At 55.9% G+C, this 24759-nt stretch carries 23 protein-coding genes; 13 read left to right on the top strand and 10 right to left on the bottom strand.

The genetic code is table 11. The annotated features are described in order from the left end of the window. From ACIQ0G_RS02405 to ACIQ0G_RS02425, 5 genes are all read right to left on the bottom strand, one after another. Positions 1–481 (bottom strand): recombinase family protein (locus tag ACIQ0G_RS02405; RefSeq protein ID WP_397576525.1); only part of this gene is annotated, 481 nt, incomplete at its 3' end. Between the two features lie 444 nt (positions 482–925). Beyond that, positions 926–2677: a gamma-glutamyltransferase gene (gene ggt, locus ACIQ0G_RS02410; RefSeq protein ID WP_397576526.1), complete on the bottom strand. Its 1752-nt coding sequence runs from the start codon at positions 2675–2677 to the stop codon at positions 926–928. After that, on the bottom strand, positions 2677–3921 hold the full coding sequence (locus ACIQ0G_RS02415; RefSeq protein ID WP_397576527.1) for an FAD-dependent oxidoreductase: 1245 nt from the start codon (positions 3919–3921) through the stop codon (positions 2677–2679). The genes ggt and ACIQ0G_RS02415 overlap by 1 nt, the downstream gene beginning before the upstream one ends. A 112-nt stretch (positions 3922–4033) precedes the next feature. Further along, positions 4034–4915, bottom strand: coding sequence for a LysR family transcriptional regulator (locus ACIQ0G_RS02420; protein ID WP_397576528.1), 882 nt, complete (start codon positions 4913–4915; stop codon positions 4034–4036). A 68-nt stretch (positions 4916–4983) separates the two neighbouring features. Further along, positions 4984–7977 (bottom strand): TonB-dependent receptor domain-containing protein, encoded by a 2994-nt coding sequence (locus ACIQ0G_RS02425; RefSeq protein ID WP_397576529.1) that lies wholly within the window; start codon positions 7975–7977, stop codon positions 4984–4986. Between the two features lie 206 nt (positions 7978–8183). On the opposite strand from ACIQ0G_RS02425, the gene ACIQ0G_RS02430 reads away from it, so the two are divergent. Continuing rightward, positions 8184–8537, top strand: a complete 354-nt coding sequence (locus ACIQ0G_RS02430) for a RidA family protein (protein WP_397576530.1) — start codon at positions 8184–8186, stop codon at positions 8535–8537. 89 nt (positions 8538–8626) lie between these two features. Continuing rightward, a complete protein-coding gene (locus ACIQ0G_RS02435) occupies positions 8627–10210 on the top strand; it encodes an amidohydrolase family protein (protein WP_397576531.1) in 1584 nt (527 codons plus the stop codon). Between the two features lie 132 nt (positions 10211–10342). Here the strand turns inward: ACIQ0G_RS02435 and ACIQ0G_RS02440 are convergent, their stop codons facing one another. After that, entirely contained in the window at positions 10343–10555 is a 213-nt protein-coding gene (locus ACIQ0G_RS02440; protein WP_397576552.1) for a hypothetical protein, read from the bottom strand. On the opposite strand from ACIQ0G_RS02440, the gene ACIQ0G_RS02445 reads away from it, so the two are divergent. The 5 genes from ACIQ0G_RS02445 to ACIQ0G_RS02465 all read left to right on the top strand — a co-directional run bounded on the left by ACIQ0G_RS02445 (position 10511) and on the right by ACIQ0G_RS02465 (position 15487). After that, positions 10511–10639 carry a hypothetical protein gene (locus tag ACIQ0G_RS02445; protein WP_397576532.1) on the top strand — a complete coding sequence of 43 codons (129 nt, stop codon included), beginning with the start codon at positions 10511–10513 and terminating at the stop codon, positions 10637–10639. The two genes, ACIQ0G_RS02440 and ACIQ0G_RS02445, sit on opposite strands and share 45 nt — an antisense overlap. A gap of 656 nt (positions 10640–11295) precedes the next feature. After that, the gene (locus tag ACIQ0G_RS02450) at positions 11296–12390 is read left to right on the top strand and encodes a hypothetical protein (RefSeq protein WP_397576533.1); all 1095 of its coding nucleotides are present in this window, start codon (positions 11296–11298) and stop codon (positions 12388–12390) included. Next, positions 12383–13459, top strand: coding sequence for a phosphotransferase family protein (locus tag ACIQ0G_RS02455; protein ID WP_397576534.1), 1077 nt, complete (start codon positions 12383–12385; stop codon positions 13457–13459). Before ACIQ0G_RS02450 ends, ACIQ0G_RS02455 begins: the two co-directional genes overlap by 8 nt. An 88-nt stretch (positions 13460–13547) precedes the next feature. Further along, positions 13548–14564, top strand: a complete 1017-nt coding sequence (locus ACIQ0G_RS02460; protein WP_397576535.1) for a threonine aldolase family protein — start codon at positions 13548–13550, stop codon at positions 14562–14564. 65 nt (positions 14565–14629) lie between these two features. Further along, positions 14630–15487: a DMT family transporter gene (locus ACIQ0G_RS02465; protein WP_397576536.1), complete on the top strand. Its 858-nt coding sequence runs from the start codon at positions 14630–14632 to the stop codon at positions 15485–15487. Positions 15488–15562: 75 nt separating this feature from the next. Here ACIQ0G_RS02465 and ACIQ0G_RS02470 read toward each other — a convergent pair whose 3' ends face one another. After that, the gene (locus tag ACIQ0G_RS02470; RefSeq protein WP_397576537.1) at positions 15563–16369 is read right to left on the bottom strand and encodes an SDR family oxidoreductase; all 807 of its coding nucleotides are present in this window, start codon (positions 16367–16369) and stop codon (positions 15563–15565) included. 90 nt (positions 16370–16459) lie between these two features. Here ACIQ0G_RS02470 and pgeF point away from each other — a divergent pair, with 90 nt between their 5' ends. Both pgeF and ACIQ0G_RS02480 read left to right on the top strand, forming a co-directional pair. Next, positions 16460–17236 carry a peptidoglycan editing factor PgeF gene (gene pgeF / locus ACIQ0G_RS02475; RefSeq protein ID WP_397576538.1) on the top strand — a complete coding sequence of 259 codons (777 nt, stop codon included), beginning with the start codon at positions 16460–16462 and terminating at the stop codon, positions 17234–17236. After that, a complete protein-coding gene (locus tag ACIQ0G_RS02480; protein ID WP_397576539.1) occupies positions 17223–18512 on the top strand; it encodes an MFS transporter in 1290 nt (429 codons plus the stop codon). The genes pgeF and ACIQ0G_RS02480 overlap by 14 nt, the downstream gene beginning before the upstream one ends. Before the next feature lie 35 nt (positions 18513–18547). Here the strand turns inward: ACIQ0G_RS02480 and ACIQ0G_RS02485 are convergent, their stop codons facing one another. Beyond that, positions 18548–19246 carry an HAD family hydrolase gene (locus ACIQ0G_RS02485; RefSeq protein WP_397576540.1) on the bottom strand — a complete coding sequence of 233 codons (699 nt, stop codon included), beginning with the start codon at positions 19244–19246 and terminating at the stop codon, positions 18548–18550. Positions 19247–19324: 78 nt separating this feature from the next. Between ACIQ0G_RS02485 and ACIQ0G_RS02490 the strand changes: the two genes are divergently transcribed. The 4 genes from ACIQ0G_RS02490 to ACIQ0G_RS02505 are packed head-to-tail and all read left to right on the top strand — an operon-like array spanning position 19325 to position 22842. Then, a complete protein-coding gene (locus ACIQ0G_RS02490; protein ID WP_397576553.1) occupies positions 19325–20437 on the top strand; it encodes an MlaE family lipid ABC transporter permease subunit in 1113 nt (370 codons plus the stop codon). Positions 20438–20440: 3 nt separating this feature from the next. After that, positions 20441–21259: an ABC transporter ATP-binding protein gene (locus tag ACIQ0G_RS02495; RefSeq protein ID WP_397576541.1), complete on the top strand. Its 819-nt coding sequence runs from the start codon at positions 20441–20443 to the stop codon at positions 21257–21259. A gap of 9 nt (positions 21260–21268) precedes the next feature. After that, positions 21269–22249 carry an MlaD family protein gene (locus tag ACIQ0G_RS02500; RefSeq protein ID WP_397576542.1) on the top strand — a complete coding sequence of 327 codons (981 nt, stop codon included), beginning with the start codon at positions 21269–21271 and terminating at the stop codon, positions 22247–22249. Beyond that, positions 22246–22842: an ABC-type transport auxiliary lipoprotein family protein gene (locus ACIQ0G_RS02505; protein ID WP_397576543.1), complete on the top strand. Its 597-nt coding sequence runs from the start codon at positions 22246–22248 to the stop codon at positions 22840–22842. Before ACIQ0G_RS02500 ends, ACIQ0G_RS02505 begins: the two co-directional genes overlap by 4 nt. Before the next feature lie 15 nt (positions 22843–22857). Here ACIQ0G_RS02505 and ACIQ0G_RS02510 read toward each other — a convergent pair whose 3' ends face one another. Next, positions 22858–23919 (bottom strand): class I SAM-dependent methyltransferase, encoded by a 1062-nt coding sequence (locus tag ACIQ0G_RS02510; RefSeq protein WP_397576544.1) that lies wholly within the window; start codon positions 23917–23919, stop codon positions 22858–22860. Beyond that, positions 23909–24754 carry a prolipoprotein diacylglyceryl transferase gene (lgt, locus tag ACIQ0G_RS02515; RefSeq protein ID WP_397576545.1) on the bottom strand — a complete coding sequence of 282 codons (846 nt, stop codon included), beginning with the start codon at positions 24752–24754 and terminating at the stop codon, positions 23909–23911. The genes ACIQ0G_RS02510 and lgt overlap by 11 nt, the downstream gene beginning before the upstream one ends. Between the last annotated feature and the right edge of the window lie 5 nt (positions 24755–24759).

The following is a 24759-nucleotide window of genomic DNA, read 5'->3' on the forward strand; positions in this document are numbered from 1 at the left end:
CATAATAGCAATATTGCTTCGATCCCTTCTTTCCGCGTGACGGCGACATTGGCCTGCCATCCGGATCAGTGACAAGGCCTGCCAAAAGACTTGGCGACTTTGCATGCTTCGATATCAGCTTATCGCGAGTGTTACCCGCAAGCGTAGCCTGGACGCGATCAAAGGTGTCGTGATCGATTATCGGATCATGCTCACCGTCATAAACGGCATCCTTATGTTTGATCTTGCCAATGAACACGGGGTTCTTGAGCAGGAACCCCAGTGGCCCCTTGCCAAAGTAGACATTGCCGATGGTACCACCCGCCTTGCGATGGCGCGTGCGGGTACGCATGCCGCGTCGTGCGAGGTCATCTACCAGTGCCGGAACGGATTTGAGTTCAAGATAGCGGGTAAAGATATATCGCACCTCCTCGGCTTCCGTTGGCTCGATAAGTAACTTGCGTGCTTCCACACGATAGCCATGGGGGACCGTACCTCCCATCCACATGCCTTTACGCTTGGATGCAGCTTATGCCCAATTAGCGGGAGTCCCTGTCGTAGAAGGGCTAGGCTTGCCGGGTTTTGGCTTTCATTCAACCGATGAGGAATATGTCGATCTGGATCGAATCCCAGCCCGGCTTTATTTGGCAGTAGAAATGATAAAAGCTGCGGCCAGGTAATCGGCTACAATATCAGCCAAACTTTCTTGTGTTACTCAGAGCTTTTTGGAGTGACTAACCAGGCTGCCCAGCCTGCGCTTTAAATAGCTGTAGTTGAGCGCACAGCAGAACGGCGTGAATTGGACCGAGAGCCGACTGGCGGCTTTTGTGCGTGGATAGAAGAATAGCGGCCGTGTAGGCTTGCAATGGTTCAGGCCTCTTTCCCATTCCAAGAGTGGAGCCATCGGGCCAAAAACTGTTGTTTATATCGCGTCCGTCATTCCCCTTCAACGCGGCTGCCTACGTTCCGGCGGAATGGCCTGTGCGCCGGGGCGTCGAGGGTCTGCGGCACCTAAGAAAAGGCCGTTCTCGATCATGATGGATTGCGCGCTGCCCATCGTTTCGTCGGAGGTGATGGTGTGCCCTAAGGTCTGTAAAACACGCACCGTATCGGGATTGAAATTTGGCTCAACGCGCAATTTATCGCTGGTGTCCTGATAAATGCGGGGCTGATGGGTGGCTTCTTCGACATTGAGATTGAAATCGACGACGTTGACGATCACTTGCATGACCGTATTGATGATCGTGCTGCCGCCCGGAGTGCCGGTTACGAGCCAAGGCTTTCCATTCTTCATCACAATTGTCGGCATCATCGTCGACAGCATCCGTTTCCCCGGAGCCATCGCATTGAGGGGTGCTGGCAAGCCGTCACGCAGGGCTTTTGCTGCCTGTGCATGCGAGAAGTTATTCATTTGATTGTTGAGCAGCACGCCCGTTCCGGCGATCATCACGCCCGAACCAAAATCAGCGCCCAAAGTGTAGGTCGTTGACACCACATTACCCTGCGCATCCGCCACCGAGAAATGGGTGGTCGACGGGCTTTCGTATTTTAATGGATCGCCCACGCCCATTTGCGCGGCCGGTTTGGCTTTGTCGGGATCGATGAGCTTGGCGCGTGACAGGGCGTAGGGTTTTGAAATGAAGCCCTTGATCGGCGTCGTGACGAAATCGGTATCTCCCAACACAGCATAGCGATCTGCATATCCGAGCTTCATTGCCTCGGCCATGATGTGCAGCGACTTGGCCGCACCGACGCCATTCTGTTTCAGGTCAAAATTCTCAACGATGTTGAGCATATTTAGCAACGTCGCACCGCCTGCGCTGGCCGGTGGTGCCGTTACGATATCAAGGCCACGATATGTCCCGCGCAATGGCTTGCGTTCAATCGCGCGATAGGCAGCCAAATCTTCGGTGGTAATCAATCCGCCATTGGCTTTCATGTCGGCAGCAAAACGCGCCGCAACCGGCCCCTTATAAAAACCATCCGCCCCGCGTTTTGCGATTTGCGTCAGTGTCCATGCAAGATCTGGCTGCTTCAGCCTTTCCCCTGCCCGGTACAGCGCGCCATCAGGCTTGTAATAAGCAGCTTTGGCAGCCGTGCTGGTCGACAGGCGCTCTTTTCCCCAACCAAACACAAAGGCTTCGTCGGGCGTCAGGACCACACCGTCGCGGGCCAGCGCGATTGCGGGCGAAACGACGTCTGACCAACGCAGTTTGCCGAACTTTTTATGCGCCATATAGAGGCCGGCAACCGTTCCGGGTACCGATGGTGCGAGATAACCGCGACTGGCGATTTCGGATTCCCGCCCCTGATTGTCGACAAACATCGCAAGCGTCGCCGCCTTTGGTGCGACCGAACGGAAATCGAAAAAGACTTGCTCCCCGGTCTTGGCATCATGCACCAGCATGAAGCCATCGCCACCGATATTGCCCGCGCGCGGGAGGGTGACAGCCAACGCAAAGCCAATGGCGACAGCGGCGTCCACGGCATTGCCACCGCGGCGTAATATGTCCGCGCCTACCTCTGACGCGATGGCATTTTGTGACACCACCATGCCTTGTTCGCCAACGACGGGGGAATGGATGCTAGGATATTCGAGCAGCTGTTTCTTCTGCGCAATGACCGGGGATGCCGTCAACGCGACCATGGACAGCAATATGACGCCCGCACGTGACCATTTTCCGATACTCTTCATCATCAAACTCCTCCCAGCAATCGCGCAGCCCGTTCGGCCGATCCCATCGCATATGTCCAACCCAGCATGCCATGTCCTACGTTGATTGTAACCCTTGGCGCAATCTTCCTGATAATCGGAAGCGCGTTGGCCGTCATGGGACGCATACCGGCCCAGCCCTGATATGACGCCGCATAATCGGCTGCGCGCGGCAGAACGCCGGCTGCGGTCGATACCAACGCCGCAAGTTGGCGTTGGTCAACTCGAGTGTCTTTGACGCCCAATTCGGCAAGCCCGGCAACACGGATAGCACCATCAAGCGGGCAGAAAACGACTTTTCTGGAGACATCGGTAATGCTCATCTTAGGCGATGCGTGGCCCGGAGCGGCCGTAAAGGAATAGCCCTTCATCGGCATAAGCGATGAACCAAGGCCATGCTTTTTCAGCAAATTGGCAGCATCCATCCCGGCGCATATCACAAGCTGATCCGCTTTGATCGTTTCGCCCGCCTTTGTGGTCACCATGGCCGTTTCGCGGTCAGCTTTCCAGCTTTCAACCGCAGTCGCCATGCGCACGTGCACACCATATGCTTTGACCAACTGTGACAGCAGGGCATTGCAGAATTTATGGGGGTCGCCCAGTTCCTCCTGCGGCGAATAAACAGCGCCGATAAAGCCGCCCGCGCGTTCAGCAAGGGCAGCTTCTTTGTTGACCGCCTCTGTCGGGGTAAGAACCTCCTGCTCGGCCCCATGGCTTTGCCGGACCGAAACCATATCGCACGCCGATTGAAATGCCGCAGCGTCATCATAGACCAACATCTTGCCCGCGGACTGATGTCCAAATTCGATACTATGCTGTTCCAGCAAGGCGTGCATCGCCAATTGAGATTCAAGGCCCAATTGCAAACCCGCAAGGCTGTTTTCTAGGAACCGTTGGTGCGTGCAATTGCGCAAGAAGCGCATGAACCATGCAATTTGGCTTGGGTCTAAGTTCGGCCTTAAGCGAAAGCTGGAATCCAAACCCAAGGCAAGGGAAGGCAGTCGTTTGAGCAAACCGTTGCTCGCCAAGGCGTCGGTATAAATATAGCTGAGTTGCGCGCCATTTGCGAAAGAAGCACCGCTCCCCGCGACAGCAGCGCGGTCAATGATGGTGACTTCAACACCGCGTCGTGCCAATGCATATGCCGTGGCTACACCCACCACCCCTGCACCCAACACAATCGCGCGGCGGGGCAGCACATCATCGCTGGAATTTTTGGACCAATTCATCGGGTCTAGCTAAAGATGCACCCGGCAAGAGCAAGCGTCGTTGCCGAACAATAATACATCTCACCCATAACTTTGGGTTAAGTATCGGAGTGCGCTTACACAGGCGCTCGCTCTATGGCTGCAATGCCTTTTTGACCTCTGCAACAAATTGCAGCCCCAATCGCGACGGCGGCCTATCCTCCAGCCAGATTGCATGAACCCCGAACTGCATTTCCGGCGAAATGGATAGGGCTTCCAGGCCATCGCTCACCATTGATCGCGCCGTGAATTGATCAACAATCGCAATCCCCGACCCGAAACGTACCAAGGCCGCCGCGATATAATAAGTGCTGACCGATATGATCTTGCGCACATCGACCTGCGCTTTTTCCAATGTGGCTTCCACAAGATCGCCAATGGGGCCGCTGCCGTTCACGCTGATCATGTCCAAGCCGTTCAATTCGCTCATCTTCAGGGTGGTTTTACCGGATGGAAACATGCCCGGCTGGCAGATCAGATAAAGCCGCGCCGCCGATAGCTTTTCCAGTTTCAGCCTGGGGTGTTCGGGCGGATCATAGCCAATCGAAAGGTCGCATTCGCGTTCGTACAACGCGCGTGATGTGTCGTTATGGTGCAGGGTTTTGACGTCGAAGGTGACATTGGGAAATTTGGTGCGGAATGCCGAAATGGCGCGGGGTGCCACCTCAAGTCCCAGTGATGGCGCGACGCCGATCCGCAGATGACCCGTGCCTGTATTGCGTAAATTGTTGGCGGTAACCTGCAACGATGAGATGCGGCTGAAGACCTCATCTACTTCACGAAACAGCGCGTGTGCTTCGTCGGTCGGAACCAAACGTCCGCGCACCAGATTGAACAGGCTGATGCCAAGCTGCGATTCGGTGTGCCGCAATACTTTGCTGACCGCTGGCTGCGACACATTCAATCCACGCGCGGCCGCACTGATGGAGCCGTTTGCATAAACGGCGTGAAAAACTTCAATCTGCCTCAGTCTCATTTGGGCAAGTTAGCGGCGCAATTTCTGCGCCGCTAATTGCCAAGCAGTCGTCATGTCAGACGGCTTTATCAAAACTCTTTCGACAGCTCGAAATAGACGAACCGGCCGACAGCATCGTGCAACGATCCCAGGAAGCCGTAGTTCGTCGATGCGAGCGGTGGCTGCTTATCGAACAAGTTACGCGCGCCTACGCGGAACCGTGTCCCCGAAAATGCACCCTGATCGTCACCAGCGCGATATTGCACATAGGTGTTGACCGTCGTGACGCTGGGCAATTTGAAAAACTGATCGGCTACCTTAATCGTTCCCGTGTCGAAAACAGCGCCGACATAGTTGACCAAGACGCCCGCGCTTACGGGACCTGATTTCCACGTCAGGTTTCCGCTCAAGCGCCACTCAGGATTGCCGTTGACCTGAATCTGGCTTCCGGCTTGCGTAATCGTCACGCCTGTTCCCAATGTTCCGGCCGCGTTTGCAGCGATCAGTTTCGCCTGCAGTTCAGATGCCGACTGTTCATATGTCAACAGCTTCGATGCGTTGATGTCGATGTTGAAGCTGCCGATCAGCGTATTGCGCACATCATAGTTGACGCCGAAATCCAGGCCTTCCAACTCGCGCAGTCCAAGGTTGAAATAATCATCCTGAACATAATCGATTGTGCCGATCACTTGCGTACCAACCGGAGCTAGACGCACGACATTCGGGTTGCTGCGTCCGTTCTGCCGTTCGAGAAGGTCGAACAAAATCTGGTTTTGCGCGCCTTGGAGGCCGATGACGCCCTTGGAACGCAGTGACCAATAATCCGCCGTGAACGTGAGGTTACGGAAAGGCTGTACAATGAGACCTGCCGACAAGGTTTCCCCATTTTCAGGTGTCAGGTTCTGATTGCCTGAGCGAACTTCAAGTGTGCTAATACCGCTGCAGGTTGTCAGCGGGTTCAGGCGGCAAGCAGCAAAGTCAGTACGCGTATTTGCGACCTGTGTTCCGGCGCTATAAAATTGCGCAAGGTTAGGTGCGCGGAAATTTTGTGACCATGCCGAACGGAGTTTGATGCCATCGATCACGGTCCATGCACCAGCAACCTTGGTCTTGAACACATTTCCAAAGTCGGAATAATGTTCATCGCGGGCCGCAACTTGCAAATCAATTGATTGGATCAGCGGTATTTCCATATCGTCCGAAATCAACGGTACGGCGAGTTCGGCATATGCCGACACTACGGTACGACGCGCCTTTACATCGGGCGAAGGGCTGGCGCCCATGATGTCGGTGCCATAGCGAATACCCGAAACGCTGTCCGTGTACGTCGTGGTGCCATCCAGACGGTTATCCCGGTTATCTGAATAGGTTTCGCGCCGCGCTTCAATACCACTGGCGAAGCCTACGCCACCGGCAGGCAGGCTAAAGATATCGCTGTTGGAAATGCGGAAATCCCATGTGCCAAGCGATGTCGTGCTGATGCGGTGTACATCGACCAGGAAGGATTGAATGGTAGCCGCACTGTTCGGGGTACCGTCGCCAAGCGAATAATTGAGTTGATTACCACCATTGAACGGGTTGTACGCATCGGGGGTCGACCGCGCGAGCGCGGCTTGAAACAGCGTGTTGCTGACGGCATTTTTTGTGTGATCGTCGGTGCGCGCCCAAGAATAAGAGGCCGCCGAATCCCATTTGAAATTGCCCCACTCTCCGCGCACGCCGATCAGCGAGCGGATACTGTCATCGGTTACGACAAACGTACGTGGGCCGGTATCGACTGGGCGATAGTTTGTGATGCGCAGTGCAAGCCCAGTCGTTGGTACGCCAACCAGTCCGGCCAAGCGATTTGGGTTGGTCACGCCGTTGAACGTGGTTGGACCGAAGGGATTGTAATAATTGGTGGTCGGGATCGTAATAACCGCACTCGAAATCGGTGCGGATTGTTCACGCTGTCCTTCAAGCTTGGCATTATAATAGCCGAGTTCACCAAAAAGTTCGACCGATCCGATTTCTTGACGGAAGGTGCTGAAAAGATTGATGCGGTCAAGACCGCCGCGGATCGTGCGATCGGGGTTTTCATCGTAACGCAGCACACGGCTGGTGGTACCTGTGATACCGCCGCTCTTCAGACAGAGATTGCCGTTGAAGACGGCGCTTGAACAGCCAGCCGCAGTATTGGCGATCGGTTCGATGTGGAAAACGCCCGAAGTCGTCAACGCTGTCGTCGATGTGCCTTGACGGATGGTGGGCGACGGAACGGCCGTTACCGTAAATGCGCCCCAAGGCGCTGACGTTGAACGGTTGTCGAAGCCGGTATCGGCTTCCCAAGGCGTCCCGACCAGCGCGGGCATATGGTTTTCACTTGCCGAAAATGGACGTTCGCTTGCGAATAAAGGCGTCCGCTTTGTCAAGCTGCCAAAAAATGTGAAGCGCCCGCCGGATTTGGTTTTGAAACCGGCCTTGATTGCCCCGGTTTTTTCGCTCGTTCCGTCTGCAGAGCCGTAACGCGTATCGAAGCGCAATCCTTGGTATTTATCGTCAGTGACGACGTTGACCACACCAGCCACGGCATCCGCGCCGTAAACAGCAGCCGCACCGTCGCGCAAAACTTCGATCCGGCGCGTCGCGCCAACCGGAAGCGAGTTGGTGTTGGCCGTCTGTACCGGAACAAAATTCTCGGTCTGCGTTCCTGGCGTCAAAATCATGCGGCGTCCGTTGACCAGAACCAACGTGTTGCCGGTGCCGACACTGCGCAAATTGATCGACGAGTTGTCGCCGCGCGCATCGTTAAGGTTGCCGGTCGTCCGGGCCTCTTGGAACTGGACATCACCTGCCTGAGGGATCGAACGGAAGAGATCGTCACCAGAAACGCTTCCCGTGGCAGCGATACGGTCTTCGCTCAGCACCGAAACCGGAAGGGTTTCAGCAATTTTCGAGCCTTCGATGCGGCTGCCCACAACCACGATTGCTTCAGTCGATTCGGCCTCTGCTTCAGGTTGGACCGCAGTTTGCGCGAACGATGGTGTGGCTACGATGATGGAACAGCCGATAAACAAACCGGCGCGCATTGAAATTTTGGACACTGTGAATTGCCTCCCTTTGCCGCCCCCTGCGGCTTGTGCATTTACACCCGAATTGCACCAAACCCGCACATTTACAAGCAATAGTCGTTACAAATGTGTGATTAATCCATTCCATATGGTTATGGATTAATCACAAGTTGTTTATGGGAAGACGCGTGCCGAAGGGCATATGCTGGCCCACTTTCTGTATCGTTGGAGCATTTAAGATGGCAAGCAAACCTCCCCTTTCACCCGTGCGTTTCGCCGGATCGACCGCATATATTTCAGGCCAGCTGCCGCGCGGGGCAGATGGCAAAATTATCGCAGGGAATATGCAGGACCAAAGCCGCCAAGCCCTCGCGAACCTTGCGGCCGTGCTGAAATCAGAAGGCCTGCAATTGTCCGATGTCGTAAAGGTCACCGCATGGATCACCGATGTAGATGCGATGGCTGATTTTAACTTGGTATATCGCGAATATTTTGCAGAACCATATCCCACGCGATCAACAATTGTCTCGGCTTTGGTTGCGCCTGATGCCATGGTTGAGATTGAGGCCATTGCCTATAGGGATAGCCAATAAGGCTTTTGCCAAAGGCGAAATGAAACAGGGATAGTTACGTGATGGCGGATGCGAAGTTCATGAAGCGAGTGGCCCGCATAGCGCTGGCAATGGCGGCAGCATCAGGGCTGGTGGCCGCCGCGGCGCAGGAGCCGCCCGCAGACATCGTCATTCGCGGTGGCACGATCTACCCCGGCAACGCAGCTCCGTTTCGGGGCGACATAGCGATCCGCGCAGATCGCATCGTCTACGTCGGACCCAAGGCCCCCGGCGGCGCAAAGAAGATCATCAATGCAACCGGTCTGATCGTCGCGCCGGGGTTTATTGACCCCCACACCCATTCTGACGAGGCGCTCGCGTCGCGCGATCCAGCCGCACGACTGGTGTTGCCGTTTCTCATGCAAGGCGTGACGACGGCGTTCATCGGCGTCGACGGACATGGCGACACGCACATCGCCCGCACCTTGGGACGCACGGTTGCCGACGGAACCACCGCTGGGTCACCTTCCGCGGGTTCGGAGCGCGACGTCGGTATCAATTTTGCCTCTTATGTCGGATTTGGTGACGTGCGCAAACAGGTGATCGGCGAAACCGACCGCGCGCCGACAGCAGCTGAACTGACACAAATGGCTGGTCTCGTCTCCGACGCGATGTGCCAAGGCGCATTGGGGCTTTCGACCGGGCTGTTCTATGCACCACAAAGCTTTGCCAAAAGCGACGAGGTGGTTGCACTGGCGCAGGCAGCGGCGGCCAAGGGCGGCATTTACGACAGCCATCTGCGCGATGAGTCGAGCTACACCATCGGACTGCATGACGCGATTGAAGAGGCGCTGATGATTGGACGCGCGGCACGCATTCCGGTCCATATCGCACATATCAAGGCGCTTGGAGTCGATGTGCAAGGCCAGGCACCGACGATCATTGCGATGATTGAGGCGGCGCAACGCACGGGACAAGTTGTTCATGCCGACCAATATGCATGGTCAGCGTCGCACACCGGGCTTTCCGCGGCGGTGATCCCCCGCAGTGCGCAGGATGGCGGGCGCGCCGCAATGCTCAAGCGGTTCGACGATGCCCCGACGATGGAGAGGATGCGTCCAGAGATCCTTGAAAATCTTCGCCGCCGTGGCGGTGCGGCTTCCCTCCTTATCACCTCCGGCCCTGCGAACGCGCAAGGCAAGACCCTGGAAGCCTTCGCGAAAGAACAAGGTGTAGATCCGGTCGCCGCCACAATTGCTATCCTCAAGCAGAGCGAGGCGCGCGTGGCTTCGTTCAACCAGAGCGAAAACGACATTGCCGCGTTCATGCTGCGGCCGTGGGTCGTGACGAGTTCCGACGCGACGCTGGGGCATCCGCGCTATTATGGCTCATTTGCGCGCAAATATGCGACCTATGTGAAGGACGCGAAGGTGATGGGCCTTCAAGCCTTCATTGACCAGTCGACATCGACGACGGCGTCGATGTTTGGCCTTGAAGGGCGCGGGCAGCTGAAGGTCGGGGCGTTCGCTGACGTCATCGCTTTTGACCCGAAAACCTTCGCGCCGCGCGCCGACTATGCCAATCCGTTTTTGCTGGCGGCAGGGATGCACACAGTGTTGGTCAATGGCCAAGTCGCGGTCGAAAACGGCACACCCACCGGCGTTTCAGCCGGCCGCCCACTGCCCCGCCAGCCCATAGCAGGCACGTGCCGATAACACATCTGCTTGCTTACCCGTTTATTTGAACGTCTGGTTTCAGGGATCGCGCGCGGGCCTTGAAACGGCAACAACTGGGCGTAAAGCGGACCTGCCTTTTGGTATACGCGAACGTTCTTTTGAGCACCGGCATCACACTCCACATATCCTCGCAAACTGCACGCCCCGCGATCCTATATCGAAGTGCCAGCTCAAAAACTGACTGGTAGAGTCGACCTGGTCATCGTGACGACCGTGCGGAAAGCTGGCGATCTCGGCCCGAAGATCCTCAAGCCAAGGCGCCCGCTCGGGCAACCACACATGCCCAGCCTCGATGCGGACGGATTGCGCATGGAGCCGCGTGATCTTGTCATCCTTTGGCAGGAACGCGGTTGGATAGGGGATGCCATGATGTTCGATGCGCAGCTGCTAGATGAGGGATGTGCCTGACCCTTTGTCTTCAATGATGATGTTGCGGACATTCCATTGGATCGCCAGTTCGACAATGCGCCGCTTTAGAGATGGAAAATCTCGCCGCGCCCGATCGACGTCGAGAAAATAAAGGTCGCTTCCGATCGCGCCCCATGTTGTGCATACGCTAAAGTCATGCTGTTCGTCCGCCTTTGAGGCTGTATCCCGCGATCACTTCGCCGGACGCAAAGAAGATCACATGGCAAATCCGAACTGAGGAATGAGCGTTCCGAACGTCGCAATGATGTCCTCAGGACACTCCGGGCCGAACCAGACTGCACCACGCAACAGGATTTCCGACATTCTCTAAAAAGTTATGACGCGCTCGCAACGGAGCAGCTTATGGAATGGCATAACAATGCATTTGGCAGCTGCATTTGACGGGGCAGATAACTCCAATGGTTTGCCTAGTCATAGGGCCCATGATAGAAAATCAAAAAGGAGGGGCGTCACGACCCCGATCGGGGTACTGGAAATGCAAAAAGGCGATCTTGGCTATGGTGTCGTGAACGGGAATCAGGTTGTATTTGGACGCACAATTCCAGCCTGAGCGCGGTGCACGCCTGAATCGCAGCATTCTGGAAAACGACGTCCGGCCCAGAAACGCCAAAAGAGTATAGGGAGGATGCAGGCTGATGCTAACTAAAGGCGACGAATATCCAATCCACCAGACCGCTGAGCCCATCGCATATTCCGGGACAGATAGGAACTTTTACGACCGGTATTTCTTTAACGGCTATCAGGCAGATGGCAGCGATTTTTTCGCGATCGCCTTTGGCGTTTATCCGCACCTGAACGTTGCCGATGCGCATTTTTCCTGCATCCGGGGCGATGTCCAATATTGCGTTCATGCCTCCCGCTTATTGGATATGGAACGGATGGACCTCACCGTCGGCCCCATCACCATTGAGATAGTCGAACCACTTAAATCATTGCGCGTTGTCGTCGACAACCATGAAGGAATATCCGCCAATCTGACCTTTGTTGGCCGCGCATTCCCGGTTGAAGAACCGCGCTTCACCCGAAGGATCGGGCCGCGGACCTTTATGGATTATACCCGCATGACGCAAAACGGGCGTTGGCAGGGCTGGATTGAGGTAGATGGCATTCGGCGGGATATCGACGGCGCTGTTGGTACGCGTGATCGCAGTTGGGGTATCCGCCCCATTGGCGCCAGCGACCCGCAGCCCACGGTCCCGCAAACTATCCCCCAATTCTACTGGCTGTGGAGCCCCGTGAATTTTCACGATGGTGCACTCTATTTTCATGTGAATGATGATGCGCAGGGCCGACACTGGAATATCCGGGCGGTATGGTGCCCGGACGGCGCAGCTGCGCATGAAATGTTGGAAAGTGACGCGTGCGAAATGGCGGTCACGCTTAAGCCCGGCTGGCGTCACGCGGAACAGGCAGTGCTTAAAGCAGAACTCCCAGATGGGCGAAATGTCACGGCCGTCTTTGAACCGGGAACAGCTTTTCTCATGCGCGGCATCGGCTACGGCCACCCGCAATGGCCACATGGTGGGTGGAAGGGTGTATTAACGGTAGAGCGCGAAGATATTGACCTGACGACCGTTGAGGCGGGCCGCGCCGATCATCTCCACATACAGGCCGTCTCTCGCGTTACCATGACGCTGGGCAGTGAGAGCCAGACAGGTATAGGCATTCTGGAACAGTTGATCCTTGGCGCTTATGAACCGCTCGGTCTGAAGAGCATTTTCAATGATTGATGCAATCCCCGGTCTGGCCGATATGACCCCTGCTTGGTTGACGGAGCAGCTGCACAATAATGGCTATGATGCAAAGGTCATGTCGCTTGAATCGCACGCCATAGGCACCGGACAGGTCGGCGCGACGTACCGCCTTAAACTGACATATGATGGCCCTGCGAACGGCGCGCCTCCGACGCTCGTGGCAAAATTGCCATCCAATGATCCTATCAGCAAAGCTGCCGGTAGATCCTATATGACCTATATGCGCGAAAGCCGTTTTTATGGGCTTTTTGCGGGTAAGAAACCGATGGCGATACCCAGCCATCTGTTTATCGCGTTTGATGACGACAGCCACGATTTTGCTTTGCTGATGCACGATCTTCCATCACATGCACCGGGCAATCAATTGTTGGTTCCAACACGGGCAGAGGCCGAACTGGCAATGGATGCGGCGGCTGGCATTCACGCGGCCTGGTGGGGTGATCCATCGCTCGACACGCTTGACTGGCTGAGCGGCACGAAAGCTGTTCCGCCCCAGATGGACAGCGACGCGATTTATACGATGCTTTGGCCTGCATTTTGTGACCGATATCGCGACCGGATCACCAAAGAGATGAAAATGGTCGGTGAGCGTTATTTGGGCAACATCAAACGATGGTTAGACTCACGTTCCGGTCCGCGTTGTCTCACGCACAATGATTTTCGTCCAGATAATATGCTGTACTGCGCCGACGACGAGGACAAGCCTATCGTCATCGTCGACTGGCAAACCGTTGGTGTCGGCGAAGGTGCAAGCGACATAGCCTATTACCTTGGCACATCGATGGACCCGGCTACCCGTAAAGCAGAAGAGCACGGTCTTCTGGCGCGGTATAGAACGCAATTAGATCGGCACAACGTGCCCGTCGCAGACCTTGCCCACCAGTGGGATGCCTACAGGCTTGCGTCTTTTTCGGGAATGCTCATGGGCGTAACGGCGTCAATGGTCGTGGAACAGACCGACCGGGGCGACGCAATGTTTCTGGCTATGTCAGAGCGGTCGGCTTTGATGGCGATAGACCATGCCGAGATTGCCCTTGATTTCTAGCCCCGCATTCTAACGTGATCTCCATAAGCGCGATGCGCGTCCGCTAAGCGCTTGACGGCAGGCGGGTTTTCCCGCCATGCGGATGCTCATGCGTTTCTTCTCTGACAATGCCGCCCCGGTGCACCCCGCTGTCATGCAAGCCATGGCCGATGCCAACCATATCGACACCGCATATGATGGTGACCAATGGAGCGCGCAGCTCGATGCCGCATTCTCCGCTATGTTCGGCCGGGATGTCGCGGTGCTGTGGGTGGCAACGGGGACAAGTGCCAACTGCCTCGCGCTTGCATCGCTTGTTCAGCCGCATCAGGGCGTCATTTGCCACCGTGAAGCCCATATTGAGGTTGATGAATGCGGCGCGCCGGGTTTCTACACCGCTGGTGCAAAGCTGACGCTGATCGAAGGCGATGGCGCCAAGGTAACGCCTGAAACGGTTGAGGCTTGTCTGAACGGCATTCGCAACGATGTGCATCAGGTGCAGGCTGCAGCATTGTCGATTACCAACGCAACCGAATATGGCATGGTCTACGGCCCTGCCGAAGTCGCCGCACTTGGTGCATTGTGCCATGATCGCGGCCTTGGCTTGCATATGGATGGTGCGCGTTTTGCCAATGCAGTGGCAACTTTGGGCTGTGCGCCAGCCGACGTGACGGTGAACGCCGGCGTGGATGTGTTGAGTTTCGGCTTCGTCAAAAATGGCGGCATGGGGGCAGAGGCGCTGGTCTATTTTGACCCGGCGCTCGCCGACGCTGCGCGCTATCGGCGTAAACGGGCTGGGCATTTGCAGTCAAAGGGCCGCTTCCTTGCGGCGCAATTGTTGGCGATGCTGGAAAATGATATGTGGTTAACCAATGCGCGTTCCGCCAATGCAGCGGCGCAAATCATTGCGGGCGCAGCAGCCGAACGATTGCTGTATCCGGTGCAAGCCAATGAGATATTCTTGCGCCTGACGCCCGCTGAGGCGGCAGCGTTGCGGGCACAAGGTTTTGACTTTTACGACTGGGGTGTTGTCGACGAAAACTGGGGCGCGGCGCGGCTCGTCACCAGTTGGCAACATACCGAGGCTGATGTCGCCCCGCTAGCCCGCGCGATTGCTGCATTATGAGCACGACCGGGGGGGAATCCATCACAGAGCCCGGATTTCTGACGCCACGGGTATGGATACCCTTTATGGTGACGTCGCTCATCTGGGGATCTACTTGGCTGGTCATCCGCGATCAATTGGGTACAGTGCCGCCGACCTGGTCTGTGGCCTATCGCCTGATTGTGGCCGCCATCGCTATGTTCATCCTAGTCATCGTGATGCGCCAGCCGGTGAAGATAGATCGGCCAATGGTCGGTTGGACAATCCTGCTTGGCGTAATGCAATTCGGGATGAACTACAATTTTGTCTATGCCGCTGAACATTATATCACGTCGGGATTGGTCGCGGTGGTATTCGCGCTGTTGATTGTGCCCAATGCGGTGCTCGCCAAATATTGGCTTGGACGGTCAATCGGCGGAGCGTTCATATTAGGATCAGCGATTGCCTGCGTCGGCGTCGGGTTGTTGATGCTGCAGGAATACCGCGCTGCCCCTATGGGCGGAACCGATGCACTGATTGGGCTATTTTTGGTAATATGTGCCGTCGTTACAGCATCGGTCTCCAATGTGCTTCAGGTGACGCCAAAGGTTGCGCGATACCCAACGATCACCATATTGGCGTGGTCAATGTTCTGGGCCAGCTTGGCCAATGCCGCTTTTGCATTCGTCATGGATGGTCCGCCAGTTATCGACATGCGCCCCGGATATATCGGCGGTGTGCTGTATCTGAGCATCATCGGTTCGGTCGTAACCTTCCCGCTTTATTTTCGCCTCATCCGCGACATTGGCCCCGGCAAGGCTGCTTACACGGGCGTGGTCATTCCGGTCTTTGCGATGATCCTATCGACGATATTCGAAGGCTATGTCTGGTCGACATTGGCGATGGCGGGTGGAGCGTTGGTGATGGTTGGCCTCGTCGTCGCAATGCAGACGCGCAAGTCTTAGGGTACTGAAGGGGGTGAGGTGAATGCCTGCCGCTCACCCGTCAAACGGCCGGCCCCGCAAGCAGGCAGCCCAATTCTATATTATTGCGCGCGCAGCCAATAATGCGCTTAGGCCCTGCCGGTAATCTGCGTATTTCGGCGTCCATCCAAGCAGCCGTTTCGCCTTCATATTTGAAACACGCCGGTTTTCGGCATAAAATCCGCGCGCCATAGGCGACAGCCCTGCCCCGTCCAACGTCATCAGTGGCGGCCAATCCTGCCCCAAAAGATCGCACGCATATTCGATGACATCATTTTGCGACGCCGGTTCATCATCGGCGATGTTGTACACGCCAGCGGGCCCATCAAATGCGGCAATGACTGCGCTAACAATGTCATCAACATGCACACGGCTGAAAATTTGCGCAGGCATATCGATCCGATGCGCCTTGCCATCTTCGACACGTTCCAACGCAGATCGACCCGGGCCGTAAATACCGGGCAAGCGAAAGACCGCAACGTCCTGGCGCAAGGCCTGCCACGCAAGGTCAGCATCGGCGCGTGCGGTTCGGCGCCCTTCACCAATAGCCGCGCTCTCGTCGACCCACGCACCGCCCGTGTCGCCATATACACCCGTTGAGGACAAATAGCCGAGCCAAGAGGCGGCACCACCTGCAATCCTGTCGCCATATTTCAAAAGCACGGGGTCGCCGCCCTCACCCATAGGCGGAACGCTCGACAGAATATGTGTGGCGTTTTCGATTGAAGCACAGACTGCCGCTTCATCGTCAAAGGCAATCGCGTCGCCACCGCTCATCCGCCGCGTTCCGGTGACGTGCCAGCCGCTTTCACGAAGGCTGTCGGCGAGACGCGAGGCGGTGTACCCCATTCCAAATATGAGCATGTGACGGTGCATCGGCATGGGTTCGCAATCTAATGGCTTGCCGTCAAGCACCGCAATTGCAATTAAGCATATAGGGAGGAACCACGCCACGTGACCGTCGAAGTTATCAAGTCAAAATTACTGGGTGACATTGCGCACGGATTCCTTGGACGCGGTGGCGGTGTTTCCGCAGGCATTTATGCGGGGTTGAACTGCAGCCTTGGTTCGGACGATGTGCGCGACAATGTCATCGAAAACCGGCGGCGTGCGGTATCTGCCGTGATGCCCGGGGCGGCACTTGCGCGGGTGTACCAAATCCATTCGCCTGATGTGGTCACCGTCACTGGCCCCATTGACCAAGACGACCCGCCCAAGGCCGATGCGCTGGTGACGGATAGGCCGAACATCCTGCTTGCGGTCCAAACCGCGGATTGCGTGCCGGTGTTATTTGCCGACAGACAAGCCGGTGTCGTTGGTGCAGCACATTCGGGATGGAAGGGCGCATTTACAGGCGTCAACGAAAACACGATATTGGCGATGGAGGCACTGGGCGCACAGCGCGAGCGGATAGCCTGCGCGATTGGCCCATGCATCGCACAAAAAAGCTATGAGGTTGATGCTGGTTTCTTTGAACGTTTTGCCGACGCCAACCCCGAAAATGCGCGGTTCTTCCGCGATGGCAGAGCGGGTCATTATCAGTTCGATATCGAAGGCTATGTTGCGGCGCGACTTGCCGCCGCCGGCATCACAACGGTCGAGTGCATGGGACAGGATACCTACAGCCAACCAGACCGCTTTTTCAGCTATCGGCGCAGCTGCCACCGCAGTGAACCGGGCTATGGCGGACAAATGTCGTTGATTGGAATATGGAGCAATGATGGTGGCTGAATCGGGCATAACGCGGCAGCGCTTTAAATCGATAATGGGCGGTTCCGCAGGGAATCTGGTCGAATGGTATGACTGGTTCGCCTACGCGACATTCAGCATTTATTTTGCGCCATTGTTTTTCCCTGAGGGCGATTTGACAGCCCAGTTGCTCAACACAGCGGCAATCTTTGCGGCTGGTTTTCTGATGCGTCCCATCGGTGCCTGGGTGATGGGTATTTACGGCGACAAGCATGGCCGAAAGGCCGGGCTTACCTTGTCCGTGTTGTTGATGGCGGGCGGTTCACTCGCCATTGCCTTTGCGCCAACCTATGCGCAGGCTGGGGTTGTCGCGCCGACCATCTTGGTCATCGCACGGATGGTGCAAGGGCTGTCGGTTGGCGGTGAATATGGATCAAGTGCCACCTATTTGTCGGAAATGGCCCCGGCGGCGCGGCGCGGCTTTTGGTCGAGTTTCCAATATGCAACGCTGAGCGGTGGGCAGTTGCTGGCCATTTTGGTCGCCCTGATCTTGCAAGCGCTATTGAGCGAGGCGCAAATGGGCGATTGGGGCTGGCGCATTCCGTTCGTGATTGGGTCCATTCTGGCATTGTGCGTCTATCTTTTGCGTCGGACGATGTCTGAAACAAAATCATTCACCAATATTGACCAGAAACGCGAACATTCATCGCTGAAATTGCTTTGGCGGGATCATAAACGCTCCTGCATATTGGTCGCGGTGATGTCGGGTGGCGGCGGCCTGGCGTCTTATGCTTTCACCACCTATATGTTGAAATATCTGATCAACACCGCTGGTTTTGAAAAGCAAACTGCGACGTTGATCATCGCAGGCGTGTTGATTTGGTCCTTCTGTCTGCAGCCCATTGCAGGGATGCTCGCCGACCGCTTTGGGCGAAAACCGCTGCTGCTGATCGCAGGCGCAGGGGTCGCGCTGGTCTCGGTGCCAATCTATACATTGGTTGGCCAAGCCACCTCGCCCATCGTCGCGTTGGCGCTGATTTTGATCCCGATTACACTGCACGGCGGATATACGGCCAACAATGCAATGGTAAAAGCGGAGCTATTTCCCGCCCATATCCGCGCGCTGGGCGTTGCGTTTCCTTATGCGGTCGGGAACACCATATTTGCCGGGACACTGGAATATGTCGCTTTGTGGTTCAAAAGTTCGGGCAACGAAACGGGGTTTTTCTGGTATGTCGCGATTTGCGTCGGCGCGACGGTGATTGCCTATCTGATGCTTCCTGAAACGCGCGACACGAGCTTAATTGAGGAAGATTAAGCCAGGCTGCTATCCCACTTCGAACAGGCCTTCGCTCAGGCTTTAGGATCACGCCAATCCAATATGGGCCAGCCCTTGGTCACCGCAAGGCGGGCAAGCCGCCCGTGCGGATTGGTGGCGAAAGGTTCATCGGCATAGCTGAGCAACGGGGCATCGGACACATGGTCTGAATAGGCACGGATATGGCAATTTTCGCGTGACAGACCATGGGCTTCCATCCAGCCTTTAACCCGTTCAAGTTTCGCCGCGTCATAACAATTATGCCCATCAATGCGGGCCAAAACATGTCCGGTGCTGTCCGTGGCAAGGTCCGTCGCGATGACATCATCAAAACCAAGCCGCTTTGCGATCGCCTCGACATATAGCCGGTACGACGCCGTTGCCATGACGTGGCGATAGCCCGCCGCTTTTTCGTCAGCCACGCGCGCAAGCAACTGCGGATAGACATTTTTGCCCACCACAATGTCCGCATGACTTTCCAGATATTTGGCAAATCTGGCCCTTGGAACGCGGTGGCCGATAAGCAATGTCTGCGAAAACTGCTTTAGCCGCGCACGGTCCCACAGCTTCAGCGCATATAATGCCAGCCCAAGCGGTAAGAGCGGCGAAAGGAACAATCGCCACGGCGACTTGTTAAACGCCATATGCAGGAGGAACCCATTATAGGTGGCGCGTCGCGTGACGGTCTTGTCCATATCATATATGGCAAGCAGCGTTGGTTTGGCGTCAGTCATCGGTCTGCTACAGGCATAATATAATGGAAGAAGTCTAGAGGCTTGTGATACTTCCCTTTATACGCCAGTTATATGGCTATGGCTAACGCTGCAGAGTTCTTGCAAGAAGACCTGACCGATGGCGGGCAAATCCTCCGCTTATCGGGCAGCTTTACCATAGCTTTGATCGGCGATATCGACGGCCGCTTGCGCTATTTGTCCGCCGATGTGCGCAAAATCGATCTCAGCGCGGTTGAACATATGGATACGGTTGGCGCGTGGCTTGTTCACCGCACCGCAAAAACGTCGGGCGCCGAAATCATGGGTGCAGGTAAAGACGCCAGTCGCCTGCTGCAGGCTGTAAGTGGCGCGGATCAGACCGATATACCGCCGCGACCGCATCCGCCATCGTTTGAGCGGTTCCTGGCCGACGTGGGCCATAGTGTCGTCATCAGCTTTACAACGCTTTTGCAATTTCTGGGCTTTGTTGGTCAGGTTGTGAAAGCATCTTTCATACTTGCGATGAACCCCGGCCGTTTCCGCTGGCATGCCGTGGTCCAGCATTTTGACATGGTCGGTGTGCGTGCGTTGGGCATCATTGGCCTGATGAGCTTTCTCATCGGTATCGTCATTGCACAGCAAGGTGCGGTCCAGTTACGGCAATTTGGCGCCGAGGTGTTCACCATCAACCTGATTGGCCGGCTGACCTTTCGCGAATTGGGAATTTTGATGACCGCGATCATGGTCGCCGGTCGGTCGGGCTCGGCCTTTGCTGCGCAAATCGGCACGATGAAAATCACCGAAGAAATTGATGCGATGCGCACCATAGGTGTCGTGCCAGTCGAAGCTTTGGTTGTTCCAAGGGTCATTTCAGCGGTCATGATGATGCCCTTGTTGGGCATATTCGCATCGCTGATGTCCGTTATCGGCGGCGGACTTTTGTGCTGGGTCGTTCTCGAAATTCCACCCGCGACCTTTGTGCAGCGGCTGCGTGAAGTTACGCCGATGACCGATTTCTGGATTGGCATGATTAAGGCGCCCGTCTTTGGCGCAATCATCGCCATGGCCGGCTGTTTCCAAGGGATGCAAGTGCATGGCAATGCGGAGCAGGTCGGATTGAAAACCACTGCTGCAGTGGTGCAGGCCATATTCCTCGTCATCGTCCTCGATGCATTTTTTGCTATATTCTTCAGCGAAATTGGCTGGGATTAAACGATGAACCAACCAAACATCATTTCCGTGCAAGGCCTGTGCAACAGCTTTGGCGAACAGGTCATTCACCAAGATTTGAATCTCGAGGTGCGCCGTGGCGAGATTCTGGGTGTTGTGGGTGGGTCGGGCACGGGCAAGTCGGTGTTGATGCGGTCCATCATTGGTCTTCAAGAACCCGTCGCCGGTAAAATCCGCGTTTTCGACGAAGGCATGATCGGCAAGGAAGAGGACGAGGCCAGTGACGTTCGGCGCCGGTGGGGCGTATTGTTTCAGGGCGGCGCATTGTTTTCAACGTTGACGGTGGCTGAAAATGTGCAGGTCCCGCTGCGCGAATTCTATCCGGATTTCAATAAGGCGTTGCTCGACGAAATCGCCCATTATAAAATTTACCTCAGCGGGCTTCCGGCCGATGCAGCCCATAAATTTCCATCCGAACTTTCCGGCGGTATGCGCAAACGCGCGGGCCTCGCGCGGGCCTTGGCGATGGATCCCGAGCTTCTGTTTTTGGATGAACCAACGGCTGGGCTCGATCCCATCGGCGCTGCAAACTTCGATAATCTGACGCGGGATTTGAAAGAAACGCTTGGCCTCACCGTATTCCTGATTACGCACGATCTCGACACGCTCTACGCAATTTGCGATCGGGTCGCCGTAATCGCGGACAAGACGGTTATCGCGGTCGGTGCGATTGAGGAATTGCTGGCCATCGATCACCCATGGATTAACGAATATTTCAGCGGACCACGCGGGCGGGCGGCACGCCGTGGTCATGACAAGCACAATAACCCACAACCGCATTTACATCAGCCAGGAAGGTCATAGGACAGTAAGATGGAGACCAAATCCAACTATGTGATGGTGGGCGCTATCACGCTTCTTCTTGTGGCCTTGCTCGCGGCATTCACCGTTTGGCTGTCACGCGCTGCCGAAGGCGACAAGAAAGAATATGACATATTCTTCCAACAGTCGGTGAACGGTCTTGCGAAGGGCTCAGGCGTTTCCTTCTCCGGTGTACCGGTCGGCGAAATCCAAAGCATTGAATTGTGGGAACCCGATCCAGAATTTGTCCGCGTTCGCATCGCTATCAAGGACAGCGTTCCCGTGCTTCTGGGCACCACTGCGACGATCAACGGCGTCGGCTTTACCGGCGTTTCTGAAATTCAACTGGACGGCGCGGTCAAGGGTGCACCTGCTTTGGTATGTCCAGAAGCCAACCCGAAATCGGCATGTCCCACCGGCGTTCCCGTCATCCCCACAAAGCCAGGGGCCTTGGGGGAATTGTTGAACAATGCGCCGTTATTGTTGGAGCGGCTTTCGGCGTTGACCGAGCGGTTGACGAACATTCTGTCTGACAAGAACCAGCAATCCATTGAACAGATATTGGACAATGTCGAAAATCTTTCGGGCACGCTGGCTACACAAGGTCCGGATTTGCGCGCCGCGATTCAAGAATCGCGCATCGCGTTGCAAAAGGCAGGCCTTGCCGCAGATGAAATCACCAAAATGGCGGGCACCACCAACAAGCTGCTTGATAGCGATGGCCGCCCTATGCTGGCTGAACTGCGTAAAACGCTTCGCTCCGCCAATGGAAGTCTGGCTGCGCTGGAAACAACGTTGAACAATGCCAACCCGGCAATTGAAACGCTAAATACGCAGACATTGCCAGAGGTTACGCAATTGGCGCGCGACCTGCGCGAATTGTCTGTCTCTTTGAAATCGGTCACCGACAAGGTTGATCAGGGTGGTATTGGCAGCGTCGTCAACGCGCCGGCATTGCCCGATTATCAACCTGGCAGCAGGAAGCAAAAATGATGTTCAGCAAATTATCCGGCGCACGCTTATTGGCCTTACCCGTCATTCTCAGCCTCGGTGCTTGTGTAAGCTTCGAGACGAAAGCGCCGCCCTCCATGCTCGTGCTGACCGCCGATAACAGCGTGACTGCAGGTGCAGCCCGAACGGCATCGGCGGCTGATGCTCTGGTAATACAAACGCCGGAGGTGCCACGTAAACTCGACACGAACCGCGTGCCGGTCCAGATTAACGCCAGCAGCATTGCCTATGTGAAGGATGCGTTTTGGGCCGACAAGCCGGCCCGGTTGATGCAGCAACTATTGTCCGAAACGGTATCGGCCAAAACCGGTCATTTGGTACTCAGCGAAGTCGATGCCGGCGGCAAAGCAGCACGCTTTATTTCCGGCAGCCTATTGGAATTTGGTGTGGACGCCGCAACCAATGAAGCCGTGGTGGTCTTTGACGCCGTAAAAATCACGCGCGGCAACCCCACCGAAAAACGCAGATTTGAAGCCCGCCGACCCGTTGCCGCTGTTGAAGCCACGCCTGTTGGCGCAGCGTTGAATGAAGCGGCAAATGACGTGGCTTCGCAGATTGCCGAATGGGCGGACTGAGCGCTTAAGGGTGAACTAGCGAAGGAATCCTTCGGGTTCGGGCCAGCCCTTTGCATATGTCGCCATCACTTTGAATAAGGCGCCCATGGATTCACGGGCAACAAGCCTGCTGCGCGCGGCGGAAATTTCCGTGGCCCGATCAGGATTTGCCTGCGCCAAGCTCGTGGCGCGCTGATCGATACCCAATCCCGACAACCAAGCACCCTGATCGCATGGCCCCGCAACGTTGAGGCCAGATCTTTGTGCGCAGAGCGAAAGCGCATGGAAATTCACATGTGCAGTCAAATCGCAATGACCAGGATCCGAAAACGGGTCCGCATATTTGTGATTTTGCACCGCCTGCAACGTGCTGCCCAGCGCTGGCTCAAGATAACCATAATCAACGGTCAACATAACTCCGCCCTGTCCGGACAGGCGCGTGGAAAGCTTGTCCATCACTAAAGCGGCATCCGGGCACGTTTCGTAAATACTTCCAACCGACGCCATGCGAAATTGTTTAGGAACTAGGGCGTCCGTGGAACGCGGACCCGGCATTGCGGCAAACCGTGCACTATGATCGGGGACAACAACTCTCTCGTGCCAGCCGGCGTTCGTGGCAATCATCTGCACGATGGGCAGCGCATCAAAGAATTCGTTCGCCACGATAAACAATGGCGCGTCGGTTGGGAGCGTTTCCACATCATCATGGAACATAGCAAGGGGCACAGCAGCCCGCTGCTTTTCTCGCAAGGCCGGGCTATTCTCGATAAAATGAACCTGTGGTTCACATCCGAAACGCTTCATTGTCCGAAGCGCATCGGCAGCCAGCGTACCCCTGCCCGGCCCCAGTTCGACATAATAACATGGCGAAGGACGGCCACGCCGCAACCAAATATCGCTCAACCAAATTCCGACCATCTCGCCGAACATCTGGCTGATCTCAGGTGCCGTTATGAAGTCGCCATCGGCGCCCAAAGGATCCGCGCGGCTATAATATGCGGTGTTTGCCACGCGCATATATTCGGCAACACTGATTGGGCCAGACGCTTCAATGCGGTGTGTGAGGCGTTGGCTTGTCGTCTGCGTGTCAGGCGGCACTGTTACGCAGCCTGCGAGCCCCTGCCGTGAATAAGAGGAACAAGCCGATTAGGATCATCGGGGTGGTCAACCACTGCCCCATGCTGAGGCCGCTTGCTTCGACCAACCACTGTAACTGCTGGTCCGGTTCCCGGAAGAATTCGATCGTAAAGCGCGAAAGACCATAGATCACAGCCGCCATGCCACACAGAAAGCCGGGTTTGTAGCGTGCGTCTGTTTTCCAAAACAACGGCCACATGATCGCTGCCATCAATAGCCCTTCAAGCCCAGCTTCATACAGCTGGCTTGGGTGCCGCGGCAAATCGCCACCATTTGGGAACACAATGGCCCAAGGCACGTCCGTCACGCGGCCCCAAAGCTCATCATTCACGAAATTTGCCAACCGGCCGAAGAAGAGGCCAAACGGGACGCAACATGCGAGATAATCACAAAGCCGCAGGAAAGAGAGCTTATACTTGCGCGCCAAAAGCCAGAGAGCAAAAATGATTCCAAGCGCGCCGCCATGGAACGACATGCCACCTTCCCACAGCTTGAAGACATCTACCGGGTTCTGCAAAATCGATGGCTGGTAGAACAAGATATACCCCGTTCGTCCGCCCAATATGATGCCCAGCGTCGCGTATAAAATGATATCGTCTGCATGGTCACGCGACATCGGCGCGCCCGGCCGCGCCAGCAGTTTGAGCAAAAAGCCGTAGCCAAGCAAAATACCTACAAGATAGGCCAAGGAATACCAACGCAGCTGAAAGAAGCCCAGATCAAGCGCAACGGGGCCAACGCCAAGGTCGGTAAATTGAATATAGCCAGCGGCGGTTGAAATAATCTCGAATGACACAATAT

Source organism: Sphingorhabdus sp. (assembly GCF_044354325.1).
GTDB lineage: Bacteria > Pseudomonadota > Alphaproteobacteria > Sphingomonadales > Sphingomonadaceae > Sphingorhabdus_B.